This window comes from Streptomyces sp. NPDC050504 (assembly GCF_044458065.1).
In the GTDB taxonomy this organism is placed as follows: domain Bacteria; phylum Actinomycetota; class Actinomycetes; order Streptomycetales; family Streptomycetaceae; genus Streptomyces.
This window is the reverse complement of record NZ_JBITHO010000006.1, coordinates 177,089-189,989: the sequence shown is the minus strand read 5'-3', so window position 1 is coordinate 189,989 and position 12,901 is coordinate 177,089. Positions and strand designations below refer to the sequence as shown.

The 12,901-nt window shown below is 72.8% G+C and carries 13 protein-coding genes; 10 read left to right on the top strand and 3 right to left on the bottom strand.

Annotated features, from left to right (window positions below):
• Window positions 1-18: 18 nt before the first annotated feature.
• From ACIBNE_RS23580 to ACIBNE_RS23535, 10 genes are all read left to right on the top strand, one after another.
• Window positions 19-1,524, top strand: coding sequence for a GMC family oxidoreductase (locus ACIBNE_RS23580; protein ID WP_399274572.1), 1,506 nt, complete (start codon window positions 19-21; stop codon window positions 1,522-1,524).
• 132 nt (window positions 1,525-1,656) lie between these two features.
• The gene (locus ACIBNE_RS23575; RefSeq protein WP_399274570.1) at window positions 1,657-3,180 is read left to right on the top strand and encodes a GMC family oxidoreductase; all 1,524 of its coding nucleotides are present in this window, start codon (window positions 1,657-1,659) and stop codon (window positions 3,178-3,180) included.
• Window positions 3,181-3,367: 187 nt separating this feature from the next.
• Window positions 3,368-4,483 carry an NAD(P)-dependent alcohol dehydrogenase gene (locus tag ACIBNE_RS23570; protein WP_399274568.1) on the top strand — a complete coding sequence of 372 codons (1,116 nt, stop codon included), beginning with the start codon at window positions 3,368-3,370 and terminating at the stop codon, window positions 4,481-4,483.
• A 63-nt stretch (window positions 4,484-4,546) separates the two neighbouring features.
• The gene (locus tag ACIBNE_RS23565) at window positions 4,547-5,473 is read left to right on the top strand and encodes an alpha/beta hydrolase (protein ID WP_399274565.1); all 927 of its coding nucleotides are present in this window, start codon (window positions 4,547-4,549) and stop codon (window positions 5,471-5,473) included.
• Between the two features lie 50 nt (window positions 5,474-5,523).
• On the top strand, window positions 5,524-6,381 hold the full coding sequence (locus tag ACIBNE_RS23560) for a phosphatase PAP2 family protein (RefSeq protein WP_399274564.1): 858 nt from the start codon (window positions 5,524-5,526) through the stop codon (window positions 6,379-6,381).
• Between the two features lie 159 nt (window positions 6,382-6,540).
• Window positions 6,541-7,119 carry an NADPH-dependent FMN reductase gene (locus ACIBNE_RS23555; protein WP_399274562.1) on the top strand — a complete coding sequence of 193 codons (579 nt, stop codon included), beginning with the start codon at window positions 6,541-6,543 and terminating at the stop codon, window positions 7,117-7,119.
• Window positions 7,120-7,353: 234 nt separating this feature from the next.
• Window positions 7,354-8,793: an aldehyde dehydrogenase family protein gene (locus tag ACIBNE_RS23550; RefSeq protein WP_399274560.1), complete on the top strand. Its 1,440-nt coding sequence runs from the start codon at window positions 7,354-7,356 to the stop codon at window positions 8,791-8,793.
• A 41-nt stretch (window positions 8,794-8,834) separates the two neighbouring features.
• Window positions 8,835-9,440, top strand: coding sequence for an antibiotic biosynthesis monooxygenase (locus ACIBNE_RS23545; RefSeq protein ID WP_399274557.1), 606 nt, complete (start codon window positions 8,835-8,837; stop codon window positions 9,438-9,440).
• On the top strand, window positions 9,437-10,075 hold the full coding sequence (locus ACIBNE_RS23540) for an NADPH-dependent F420 reductase (RefSeq protein WP_399274555.1): 639 nt from the start codon (window positions 9,437-9,439) through the stop codon (window positions 10,073-10,075). Before ACIBNE_RS23545 ends, ACIBNE_RS23540 begins: the two co-directional genes overlap by 4 nt.
• Before the next feature lie 56 nt (window positions 10,076-10,131).
• On the top strand, window positions 10,132-10,620 hold the full coding sequence (locus tag ACIBNE_RS23535) for a nuclear transport factor 2 family protein (RefSeq protein ID WP_399274553.1): 489 nt from the start codon (window positions 10,132-10,134) through the stop codon (window positions 10,618-10,620).
• Between the two features lie 74 nt (window positions 10,621-10,694).
• Here the strand turns inward: ACIBNE_RS23535 and ACIBNE_RS23530 are convergent, their stop codons facing one another.
• From ACIBNE_RS23530 to ACIBNE_RS23520, 3 genes are all read right to left on the bottom strand, one after another.
• Window positions 10,695-10,898, bottom strand: coding sequence for a cold-shock protein (locus ACIBNE_RS23530; RefSeq protein ID WP_020140946.1), 204 nt, complete (start codon window positions 10,896-10,898; stop codon window positions 10,695-10,697).
• Between the two features lie 172 nt (window positions 10,899-11,070).
• Complete coding sequence (locus tag ACIBNE_RS23525; RefSeq protein WP_399274551.1) at window positions 11,071-11,511, bottom strand: VOC family protein; 441 nt, start codon at window positions 11,509-11,511, stop codon at window positions 11,071-11,073.
• Window positions 11,512-11,683: 172 nt separating this feature from the next.
• The gene (locus tag ACIBNE_RS23520) at window positions 11,684-12,859 is read right to left on the bottom strand and encodes a serine hydrolase domain-containing protein (protein WP_399274549.1); all 1,176 of its coding nucleotides are present in this window, start codon (window positions 12,857-12,859) and stop codon (window positions 11,684-11,686) included.
• Between the last annotated feature and the right edge of the window lie 42 nt (window positions 12,860-12,901).

Below are 12,901 nucleotides of genomic sequence, written 5' to 3'. Positions count from 1 at the left end.
CTGCCTAGCGTCGTCGGCATGAACGACACAGCGATCACCACCATCGTCGTCGGGGGCGGCTCCGCCGGAGCCGTCCTGGCCGCCCGGCTCACCGAGCGCCCCGACCGCCGCGTACTCCTCCTGGAGGCGGGCCCCGCCTACGAGCCGGACGCCTATCCCGCGGAGGTCGCCGACAGCGGCACGCTCGGCGGCTGGACCGGCCACGACTGGGGCTACCGGTCCGAGCCCGGCGTCATCGGCCACCCCGTCGACGCCTTCCGCGGCAAGGTCCTCGGCGGCAGCTCGGCCGTCAACGGCTCCGTCGCGGTCCGCTCCCTGCCCTCGGACTTCGCCCGCTGGTCGGAGCGCGGTCTGAAGGGCTGGACCTACGAGGACCTCCTGCCCGCGTTCAAGGCACTGGAGACCACCGGGGCGGGCGAGGACCGGCTGCACGGCCGCACCGGCCCGCTGCCCGTCACCCAGCTCACCCGCGACGGGATCAGCCCCATGCAGCGCGCCTTCGTCGACGCGGCGCTCGCCGACGGCATCCCGCCCGTCGACGACTTCAACGGCGCCGACCCGCACGGCGTGGGCCCGTACCCGATGAACGTGCGGGACGGGGTCCGGGTGAACACCGGCATGGCCTACCTGACCGAGGACGTCCGCTCCCGGCCCAACCTGACGATCCGCGCCGACGCCCTCGTGGACCGGGTCCTCTTCGAGGACGGGACGGCGACCGGCGTACGCCTCGCCGACGGCACCGAACTGCGCGCCGCCGAGGTGATCCTCAGCGCGGGCGCCTACGGCAGCGCGGCGATCCTGCTGCGCTCCGGCATCGGCCCGGCCGACGACCTGCGGGCGCTGGACGTCCCGGTGGTCGCCGACCTCCCGGTGGGCCTGCGCCTGCAGGACCACCCCTTCTACTACAACGCGTACGCGGCCGACCCCGACCGGATCGGCGAGCAGAGCCCCGTGATCGGCGCGAAGGCGTGGACCGCCAGCTCGGCCGCCGCCGCGGGCGAACTGGACCTGCACATCACCGCCACCCACCTGTTCGACCACTCCACCAGCCCGACCGGCGTCGGCTTCGTGCTCGCCGTCGCCCTGGTCCGCCCGCAGTCCCAGGGCACCCTCACCCTGGTCAGCCGGGACCCGGCGGACGCCCCCAGGATCGACCTCAACTTCCTCGCCGAGCCCGAGGACCGCCGCCGGCTCGTCGAGGGCGTCAAGCTCGCCCGCCGCCTCGGGGCCACCAGGCCGCTGGCCGAGCTGGTGGACCGCGAGCTCAACCCGGGCCCGGAGGCGACGGACGACGCCGGGATCCAGGCATCCGTCCTGGCCACCCTGGACACCTACCACCACCCGACCTCCACGGCCCCGATGGGCGCCGACGACGACCCCACGGCCGTCACCGACCGGCTCGGCGCGGTGCGCGGAGTGCCCGGACTGCGGGTCGTCGACGCCTCGATCTTCCCCGACGTACCGTCCGCGGCCACCAACCTCACCGTCATCGCGGCGGCCGAGCACATCGCCCGCCAGATCTGATCCGGGGGTGACGGATCCGATGACCGATGCGGTGCGAGCGCCGCACGGACAGAGTGGGCCGCACCGACAGAACGAGCCAGGCCGAAGACGGGCAACCGCCCGAACAGCAGGTCAGGAACAGAAGGAACAGCAATGAGCAACAACGAGTTCGACCACATCGTCGTCGGCGCCGGATCGGCCGGAGCGGTGATCGCGCGGCGCCTGGTGGACGAGGGCCGCAGGGTCCTCCTCCTGGAGGCGGGACCGGTCGACGACACCGAGGCCATCCACGACCCCACCGGCTCGATCCAGCTGTGGAACAGCCCGTGGGACTGGGCCTTCCAGACCGAGCCGCAGACCCACGCGGACGGGCGCCGACTGCCCTGGCCGCGCGGCAAGGGACTGGGCGGCTCCAGCTCGTTCAACGGCATGATCTACGTACGGGGCGCCGCGGCGGACTACGACTCCTGGGCCTACCAGGGCGCGGCGGGCTGGTCCTGGAAGGACGTCGAGCCCTACTTCCGCCGCATGGAGAACTTCGACGGCGGCCCGGCGGGAGGGCGCGGCACGGGCGGCCCGCTGAACGTGCAGCGCAACCCCGGCCCCGACGCGCTGGTGCGGTCCTGGGTGGAGGCGGCCCAGCAGTACGGCCTGCCCTTCAACGACGGCTACAACAGCGGTGACCAGCACGGCGTCAGCTACACCGAGCACACCATCAAGGACCACCGCCGGCAGTCGACGTGGGTGGCCTACGGCCGCGCCGTGCAGGACAACCCGCTGCTGACGGTGGTCACCGGCGCCCTGGTGACCCGGATCGTGTTCGACGGCGACCGCGCGGCCGGCATCGCCTACGTCGTCGACGGCGAGGAGCGCGTCGCCCGCGCCGAGAGCGACGTGGTGCTCTCCGGCGGCGTGTTCGGCACCCCCCAGCTGCTGATGCTGTCGGGCATCGGACCGGCCGACCACCTGCGTGACTTCGGACTGCGGGTGCGGGCCGACCTGCCGGGCGTGGGGCAGAACCTGCAGGACCACTGGTCGGCGCCGCTGGTCTGGAAGTCGAAGCAGCCGCTGCCCGCCTGGGCGGCGCAGGGCCTGGAGGCCCACTACTTCGCCTCGACCCGGCCGGGCCTGCCGGTCCCCGACGTGCAGCCGCTCTTCCTGTCGTTCGTCTACCCGGTGCCGGGCGCCGAGCTGCCCGAGCACGGCTTCTCCGCGGTGGGGCAGCTGCTGCACCCGTACAGCCGGGGCGAAGTCCGGCTGCGCTCCGCCGACCCGGCGGCCCCGCTGGTCCTGGACCCGAAGGTGTTCTCCGACCCGCGCGACCTGGAGACGCTGGTCGACAACCTGGAGGCGCTCCGCGACATCGCCGGACAGGGCGCGCTCAAGGAGTGGAACGACGGCGAGGTACTGCCCGGTCCCGGTACGGCGACCCGTGCGCAACTGCGCGACCACGTGCGCGCGACGGTGGTCTCCGGACACCACCAGATCGGCACCGCCCGCATGGGCCTGGACGCCCTGTCCGTCGTCGACCCCGAGCTGCGGGTCCACGGGGTGCGGAACCTCCGCGTCGCCGACGCCTCGGTCATGCCGCACGAGCCCAGCGGCAACACCAACGCCCCGAGCATCATGATCGGCGAGAAGGCCGCCGACCTCGTCCTCGGCCGCACCGCGCGCTAGCCGGTGCCCTCCGTCCGGGGGCGGCGCGGCAGGCGCCGCCCCCGGACCGCACGGCGCCGCAGCGGCGCCGCGCCCCCTGTTCCTTGAGAGCGCACCCCGTTGAGAGCGCGCCCCTTCGAGGACGCCCCCTTTCAGGACGCCCCTCTTCGAGAGCGCACCCCCCTTCTGAGAATGCGAGCACACCACCATGTCCACGTCCGTCACCGCCGCCGTGTCCCGTGACGCCGGTGAGGAGTTCCTCATCGAGGAACTGACCCTCGACGACCCGCGCCCGGACGAGGTCCTGGTCCGCTACGAGGCCGTCGGGATCTGCCACACCGACCTGGAAGCGGCGGCGGGCCACCTCCCCACCCCGCACCCGGTCGTCCTGGGCCACGAGGGCGCCGGCACCGTCGAGGCCGTCGGCGCGGCCGTGACCGGCTTCGCGCCGGGCGACCGGGTCGTGCTGAGCCTGGACTCCTGCGGCGGCTGCCGCAACTGCCTGGCCGGCCAGCCCGCCTACTGCGAGCAGCACATCCCGCTCAACTTCCACTCCCGCCGCGCCGACGGCTCGGTGAGCCTGCGCGACACGGCGGGCCGCCCCGTCCACGACCACTTCTTCGGCCAGTCCTCCTTCGCCTCCCACGGCCTCGCACACCCCAGGGGTCTGGTCAAGGTCACCGACGACGGCCTGCCCCTGACCACGCTCGCCCCGCTGGGCTGCGGGGTCATCACCGGAGCGGGAGCCGTCCTCAACTCCCTCCGGGTCAGGGCCGGCAGCTCCGTGGCGGTCTTCGGCCTCGGCACCGTGGGCCTCGCCGCGCTGATGGCCGCCGTCGCGTCCGGCGCGACCCGCGTCATCGCGATCGACCGCAAGCCCGAACGCCTCGCGCTCGCCGAGGAGCTGGGCGCGACCGACCTGGTCGACGCCTCCACCGCCGACACCGCGCAGGCCGTCATGGACCTCACCGGCGGGCGCGGGGTCGACCACAGCGTGGAGTCCACCGGCGTCATCCCCGTGATGAACACCGCCGTCGCGGTCCTCGCACCGCTCGGCTCGGCCGCCGTCCTCGGCGTGGCCGCCCTGGACGCCGACCTCAAGGCCAACGCCTTCGAACTCCTCAAGGGGCGCACCGTCACGGGATCCGTCATGGGCCACCAGGCCCCCGGCGTCCTCATCCCGCGCCTGCTGGACCTGTACGGCCAGGGACGCTTCCCCCTGGACCGGCTCGTCACCACCTACCCGCTGGCCGACATCAACCGGGCCATCGCCGACGTCAAGAACGGCACCGCGGTCAAGGCCGTCCTCACCCACCACGCGTGACCACCCAGCACCCGTGACCACCCGCCCCGCGACGACCACCCGCCCCGCGACGAACACGGCACCATGAACTGGACCTCCCACACCCGACGCGCCCTGGCCCTGCACGCCGCCCACGGCGGCGGCGACGCGCTGCCGCCGAGCGTCGAAGCCGCCCGCACCGACCCGGCGGTCGCGGCCCTGGCCGGCCCCGTCCCCGAGACCGGGACCGTCACCGAGCACGTACTCGACACCTCCGCCGGTGACCTGCCCGTGCGGATCTACCAACCGCTCGGCGCGGGGGAAGCGGGCCCGCCGCGGGCGGGCATCGTCCACTTCCACGGCGGCGGCTTCGTCGTCGGCGGGCTCGACAGCCACCACGCCTGGGCGGCGGCCCTGACCAACGCGACCGGACGCACCGTGGTGGCCGTCGACTACCGGCTGGCACCCGAACACCCCTTCCCGGCCGCCGCCCAGGACGCGTACGCCGCCACCTGGCACGTCGCCGCCCACGCACAGGACTTCGGGCTCGACCCCGCCCGCCTCGCCGTGGCCGGTGACAGCGCCGGTGCCAACCTGGCCGCAGGAGTCGCCCAGCGCGCGGCCAGGGAAGGCCTGCGCCTGGACCACCAGATCCTCGTCGTCCCCTGGCTGACACCCGCGACCGGCTCCGCCAGCCGCACCGAGTTCGCCACCGGCCACGTCCTCACGGACGCCCTGCTCACCTGGTTCCTGCGGCACTACGCCACCCCCGACCAGTACCACGACACGCTGCTGGCCCCCGGACTCACGCCCGGTCTCACCGGCCTGGCACCCACGACGGTCGTCACCGCGGAGTTCGACCCGCTGCGCGACGAGGGCGAGGCCTACGCCCAGCGGCTGCGCGCGGCCGACGTCGACGTCCACCTGCACCGGCTGGCCGGATCCTTCCACCTCTTCAACCTCGCGGGTGCCGTCGGCGGCGAGGTGATCGAGGAGGCGGTCGGCGTCATCGCCGACCGCCTCACCCGGTAGGCCGCCCCGGGACCCCACTGTCCACCCACCCACGAATGCGGAAGAGCACCATGGCACAACCGGGGGAGCACACCACCTCCCGTCCCGCGCACGTCGTACGTCTCCTGGCCGCGGGCACCAGAGCCGCGTCGGGACTCCTCCTCGCGTTCGCCGCCGTACACCTGGCGGCGGTATGGACGCCGCTCGGCCAGCGTGCGGAGAACGCGCTGGTCGTCGGCTACGCCGACCAGGCGTGGTTCTTCCCCGCGGCCCAGTCCTGGGGGCCGCCGCCCTTGACCCACGACATGGAGACCGTCGCCGTGGGCCTGGGCGCGATCGCCGCGATCACCGCCGTCCGCAGGAGCTGGCGCGCCGGTTGTACGGCGGTGGTGTCGGTCCTCGTCACGCTCGCCGCGGCCGAAGCGCTCAAGACCGTCGTCCTCGGCCGTCCGGACCTCGTGGGCGCGGACCACAACCTCAGCGAAGGGAGCTTTCCCAGCGGCCACGCGGCGATCGCCGCCGCGCTGGCACTGGGACTCGCGCTCGTCGCCTCCGAGAGGTGGCGGCCCCACGTCACGGCCGCCGGTGCCGCCTGGCTCGCGACGACCGCGGGCGCGGTCCAGGCGATGTACTGGCACCGGCCCAGCGACGTGCTCGGCGCGACCCTCCTGGCCTGCGCGAGCCACCGCGCCGCCCACCGCTTCCTGAACCCCGGAACCCGGCCGGGCACACCGCTGGGCCGGTCACTGGCATGGGCACTGCTCCTTCCGGCCGCGATCGCGGCCCTGGTGGCCAGTTGGCGAGAGGACTCCTTGGTGAGCACGCTCGTCTTCGCCGCGGCCGCCTGGGCCTGCGCGGCCCTGGTCTGGAGCGTCGTCACCCGCACCGGACCCGTACCGTCCGGACGTCCGAGCCCCGCGCTGACCTGACACCGCGTCGGCGCGTGCTCATCCACCACCGCGCCACCCGCTGACACCCGATCCCCACACAACGGCGCCCCGGCACAGGGCACTTCACGCCCCTTCGCGCGGCGCCACCGAACAGGGCCGGCTCCCGGCCCCTTCTCCACCATCGAACGGATCCCAACCATGTCCGACAAGACGTTCCTCGCCCTCTCCGGCAGCCTGCGGAAGTCCTCCCACAACACCGGCCTCCTGCGCGCCGTGCAGGCCCTCGCCCCGACCGGTGTCACCATCGACCTCTACGAGAGCCTGGGCGCGCTCCCCTTCTTCGACCAGGACCTGGAGACCGGGGCGGGACCGGCCGCCGTCGCCGACCTGCGTCGGCGCGTGCGCGAGGCGGACGGCGTCATCATCGCCACCCCCGAGTACAACTCGGCGATCCCCGGCGTGCTCATGAACGCCCTCGACTGGCTCTCCCGCCCCGCCGACGTCGACCCCGTCCTGCGCGACAAGCCCGTCGCGATCCTCGGTGCCTCGCCCTCCCAGTTCGGCACCGCCCGCGGCCAGTTGGTCCTGCGCCAGATCCTCCACCGCATCCAGGCCCCCGTCGTGGCGCACCCCGAGGTCACCGTCTTCCAGTCCCACCAGCGCTTCACCGCCGACGGCACGTTCACCGGGGACGACTTCACCGAGAGCCTGCTGCGGGCCCTGCTGGCCGAGCTGGTCGTGCTGGCCGAGCACAAGTCGCTGGCCCGCACCGCCTGAACCCGTCCGTGCGCACGGGCGTCCCGCCGCGTCCCGGTCGCCATGACCGATACCGTGACCGATTTCGGGACGCGCCGACCTCCGTAACGTCGTAGTCGTCCGGCCGACCGACCGGTGAGCGGCGTCCACGCACAAGCCCGTGGACGCCGCCCCTTGCGGCCCCGACCCGGGCGCACCGCCCATCGGGGCCGCCCCCCTCGCACGCTCCGTGCACCAGAGCCCGCTCCACTACCCATGCAAGGAACTTCCGCAATGCAGCACGCCCGCAACTTCATCGACGGCCAGTGGGTCGACTCCGCCAAGAAGACCGAGTCGCTGAACCCGTCCACCGGCCGGGTCCTCGGCACCTTCGCCGACGCCGGAGCGGACGAGGCGACGGCCGCCATCGCCGCCGCCCGCCGCGCCTTCGACACCACCGACTGGGCGCGCGACCGCAACCTGCGCGCCAAGGCGCTGTTCGAGATGGCCGACCGTCTGGCCGAGCGACGCGACGAGTTCGTCACGCTGCTCGCCCGGGAGAACGGCAAGATCCTCCAGGAGGCCGCCTTCGAGATCGACCTCACCATTCCCAAGCTGCGCTACTACGCCGCCCTCGCCCTGAGCGACCACGGCAGCTCGGCCGAGGTCCGTCCCGGTCTCTACTCCATGACGCTCCGCGAGGGCGCGGGCGTCGCCGCCGTCATCGCACCGTGGAACTCCCCCGTGGTCCTCGCCGTCCGGTCCTTCGCCCCGGCGCTGGCCGCGGGCTGCACCGTCGCCATGAAGCTCCCGGGCCAGACCGGCCTGGTCAACGGCCTGCTCAGTGAGCTCGTCGCGCAGACCGAAAGCCTCCCGGCCGGCGTGATGAACGTCTTCACCGAGTCGGGCAACGACGGCGCCCCGCTGCTGATCACGTCCCCGGACGTGGACGTCATCAGCTACACCGGCTCCACCGTCGTCGGCCGCGTCATCGCCGCGAACGCCGCCCCCACCCTCAAGGCGCTCTCCCTGGAGCTCGGCGGCAAGAGCCCGATGATCGTCTTCGACGACGCGGACCTGGACGCCGCCGTTCCGGTCCTCACCAAGGCCATCACCACCTTCACCGGCCAGTTCTGCATGACCGGCAGCCGCATTCTGGTCCAGAGCGGCATCGCGGACGAGTTCCGCCGCCGCATGGTCGCCTCGCTGCGGGCCGTCAAGGTCGGCCCCGGCGACGACCCGGCCAGCGAGATGGGCCCGCTGATCGACGAGCGCAACGCCCGGCGCGTCGAGGAAGTGGTCGCCGACGCGGCCGCGTACGCGAAGGTCCTCGTGCACGGCGAGCGCGACGGCGCGTTCCTGACGCCCTCCCTGGTAGAGGTCGCCGACCTGAACGCCCCGATCGTGCAGCAGGAGGTGTTCGGCCCCGTCGCCACCTTCGAGGTCTTCGACACCGAGGCGCAGGCCGTCACCCGCGCCAACGCCACGGAGTTCGGCCTGGCGGCGTCGATCTGGACCCGCGACGTGGACCGCCCGCTGCGCGTCGGCCGCGAGATCGGCGCGGGCACGGTGTGGACCAACACCTGGGCCGTCGTCCACGACATGTTCGAAGAGGGCGGCTTCAAGCAGTCCGGCGTGGGCCGGCTGAACGGGGTGCGCGGCCTGGAGGAGTTCCAGGAGACCAAGCACTACGTCCACGCCGCGCCGCGCGCCTGAACCACCGGCCCGCCCCGAAGCCGAACCCGACCAGGAGTCCCGTGACCCTCCCTTCCGAAAGCACCGTCCTCACCTCCCGCGGGGACATGGCCCTGATCGCGGCGCGCATGGTCGAGCCAGGACACGAGGAAGCGTTCGAAGAGTGGGCGCGGGACGTCCTGGCCGCGGCCGCCGCCCTCCCCGGCAACCTGGGCGGCGGCCTCTTCCGCCCGGTGGACGACGACAGCCCGTGGATCGTCGTCCACCGCTTCCGCGACCGACAGGCGCTGGGCCGCTGGCTCGACTCCCCGCAGCGGGCCGGGCTCTTCGCCCACCAGGAGAGGCACCACCACCACGAGGTCGCCCGCCGCGAACTGGCGGGCCTCGAAGCCTGGTTCACCGAACCCGGCAGTACGGTGAGCGCCCCGCCCCGCTGGAAGATGGCGGCGAGCTCCGCCATCGGGATCTTCCCGATCTCCCTGCTCGGCAGCCTGTACCTCACGCCCCGGCTGACGGCGCTGCCGCCGGTGGCCCGGACGGCCGTCTTCGCACTGCTGTTCAGCGTGCTGATGACCTACGTGTCCATGCCCGTCGTCACCCGCGCCCTGCGCCGCTGGCTCAACCCCGGTGCTCCCAACCGCAATCACCAGAAGGAAGAATCTCCATGACCACAGCGATCATCGGCACCGGAAACATCAGCGGCCGTCTGGCGGCGAACCTCGTCGCGGGCGGCCAGGACGTGCTCCTCGCGGGCAGCGACCTCAAGGCCGCGCGGACGCTCGCCGCCTCCCTGGGGGAGCGTGCCGTCCCGCTGACGGTCGACCAGGCGATCGACAAGGCGGACGTGATCGTCTTCGCCGTGTGGTTCGACACGACCAAGCAGCTCATCGCCCAGTACGGTGACGCGCTGGTCGGCAAGGTCCTGGTCGACCCCTCCAACCCGATCGCCCCTGACGGCGACGGCGGCTTCGTCAAGACCATCGGCGCCGAGGAGTCCTCCGGCCGGCTCCTGGCAGCCCTCGCGCCCGCGGGCGCCAAGCTCGTCAAGGCGTTCGGCACGCTCTCCGCCGACACCCTGACCTCCGCGTCCCGCCGGACCCCGGAGCCCGCGGTCGGGTTCTACGCGGCCGACGACGAAGCGGCGGGCGAGGCGGTCGCGGAACTGATCGCCGCGGCGGGATTCGACCCCGTCAGGATCGGCGGTCTCGACGAGTCGATCCGCATCGAGGTCTTCGGCGACCTCCACGAGTTCGGCGCGCTCGGCAGGGCCGTCACCCGCGACGAGGCGCTCGCCGCCCTGTGAGACCGGCCGCGTCCGTGCGCCCGAGCAGACCCCTCCCCACCCGAAAGACCGAGGAAATGACCGAGCAGACACCCCTCACCGCCGTGGACCGGTTCGAGATCTTCGAACAGCTCACCCTCCACCAGCGCCGCATCGACAACGACGCGAGCCGCGCGTCGGCCGACGCGTACGTGGACCTGTACTGGCCGGAGGCCAGCTTCACCGTCCACGACCTGCGCACCCAGACCTTCACCGGCCCCGAAGAGCTGAAGAACCTCTACGACTACGCGCACAGCGTCTTCCCGCTGTCGATGTGGTTCCACGAGGTCGGCTGGTTCGAGATCACCGGCGCGGGTGACTTCGCCACCGTCTCGTGGCGCTGGCGGGTCAACTGGAAGGAAGGCGACGAGGGGGTGGTGTCGAGCGGCACCTACCAGGACCGCTTCGAGCGGCGCGCAGGAGTGTGGAAGGTGATCGAGCGCGTCTCGGACATCGACCCCAACTGGCCCGCCGCACTCTTCCAGCCGTACGTCGACCGCCAGGACGAGCTGTTCAGGGCTTCCTGACCCGGCACGAGCACGAGCGCGGCGCCCCGCCCGCCACAGAGGCGGGCCGGGGCGCCGCAGGCACGCGTCGCCGGTCAGATGGCGTGGACCTGCTGGGCCTGCGGGCCCTTCTGGCCCTGGCCGATCTCGAACTCGACGCGCTGGCCTTCGTCGAGGGACCGGTAGCCGTTGCCCTGGATCTCGGAGTAGTGGACGAAGACGTCGGGGCCGCCGCCGTCCTGCTCGATGAACCCGAACCCCTTCTCCGCGTTGAACCACTTCACACTGCCCTGCGCCATAACCGGTTCCTTCACTCGTTCAGGTCCGCGGTCGTATCGCCGCGGTACTCGCCGCATCCTCCCCAGCTCTCGGTGGAGGTATGCCGACTTCGGGGCGTCGGCCCGGTGGAACCTTAATGGACATGACGTATCGCGTCCCGCACCGGGTCCGGCCGTGCGGCTCGGCCGTCGCTCAGCGCAGTTGCTCGGCCAGGCCGACGATGACGCCCTCGGGGCCCCGGACGTAGCAGAGTAGGTAGACGTCCTCGAACCGGGCGATCCCGCCCATGAGTTCGGCGCCGTGCGGGCGCAGGCGGGCGACGGTGTCCTCGATGTCGTCGACGGCGAACATGACGCGGTGCGTGCCCAGGACGTTGTGCGGCCGGTCGCGCGGCCCGGCGTCGATCGGCGCGGGGCTGCGGTACTTCGCCAGTTCGAGCCGACTGTGACCGTCCGGGGTCCTGAGCATCGCGATGTCGCAGCGCACTCCGTCGAGTCCGGTGCACCGGTCCGCGAAGGGGCCCTGGACCTCGGCCCTGCCCTCCAGTTCCATCCCGAGCTCCACGAAGAACCCGACGGCCGCGTCCAGGTCGTCGACGACGATGCCGACGTTGTCCATTCGCTGAATCGCCATGCTGATCTCTCCCTCGCGCGGGTGCTGCCGGTGGCGGCCGTTGTCGTCCCCGGGACGGAACCGACGGTACGTTCTCGGCGCGCCCTTCGTGTCCGAAGCCGTTGTCGAGTCGCATCCGGTCACCGCCGACGGCAGGACCGGCCCGCGCCCCGTCGCGGCGCCGGGCGTGCGGTCAGGCGGTGCGGCACAGGGCGTGGTCGATGAGAGCGCGCAGTGCGTCTTCCTGGCGCGCCGCGGTCCGGGGGTCCGCTGGGCGGCTGTGCGCGGAGACGGTGATCGTGCGCAGGCCGTCCGTGGTCGTCGCCGCCCGGACGACGTATCCGAAGCCGCTTCCGCCGTGCCCGAGGTAGGTGCCGCCGCAGGACAGGGGAGTGGCGAACAGGCCCGGTCCGTCCCGGGTGCCTTCGGGGTGGCCGCTGTCGTGCGGCACCGGCACGGTCTCCCGCATGGCGGCGAGTTCGGCGGGCTTCAGCAGCTTGCCGCCGGCCAGCGCGGCGAAGAAGCGGTTGAGCTCGCGTGCCGTACCGGTCATCGAGCCGTCGGCCCCGCTGTCGAAGGGACGGTAGGGGATCGTGGTGTCGACCATCGGGCCGCCCGCCGTGAACTGCTGGTGGTTGGCCGCGTGCGGATGAGGAAGGAAGGGCCGGGTGCCGGGGGTTTCGGTGTGCCGCAGGCCGAGCGGGCGCAGGACGCGGTCGTGGACCTGCTGCTCCCAGGTGCGGCCCGTGAGCCTCTCGACGATCATTCCGGCGAGCAGGTAGTTCGTGTTGGAGTACGCCCAGCGGGTGCCTGCCGGGAAGTCCGGCCCATGGCGCAGGGCCAGGCCCACCAGTTGCTCGGGTTCGTAGGCGCGCCATCGGTGGGCGAAGTACGTCCGGGCGCTGGGGTCGGGGAAGACGTCGGCGATGTAGTCGGGCAGGCCGCTGGTGTGCTGGAGCAGGTCGCGGACGGTGATGGTCCGGCCGTCGTGTCCGGCACCGGACACGACCCCGGGCAGCACCTCTTCCACCGTCCGGTCGAGGGAGAGCCGCTTCTCGCCGACCAGTTGCATCACGACGGTGGCGACGAACGTCTTGGTGGTACTGCCCAGCCGCAGGTAACCGTCCTTCGGAACCGGACGGCCGGTCACCGGGTCCCCCGTACCGGAGCGAGCCGTGACGGTGCCGCGCGGGGTCTCCAGGCGGACCGCCACCCCGGTGACCCCGGTGTCCCGCAGCGCGTCGGCGTCGCGCTGCACGGACCAGGCCGTGCCGGACGAGCGCGGCAAGGCGGCGGCCGCCACGGACGGCAGGGACGACGCGGCCAGCGCCAGCACGGCCGCCGATGACCACAAGCGACGAAGGATCATGCCCCGAGGCTAGGAACGGCACCGGCGTCCGGCCATCCGGCC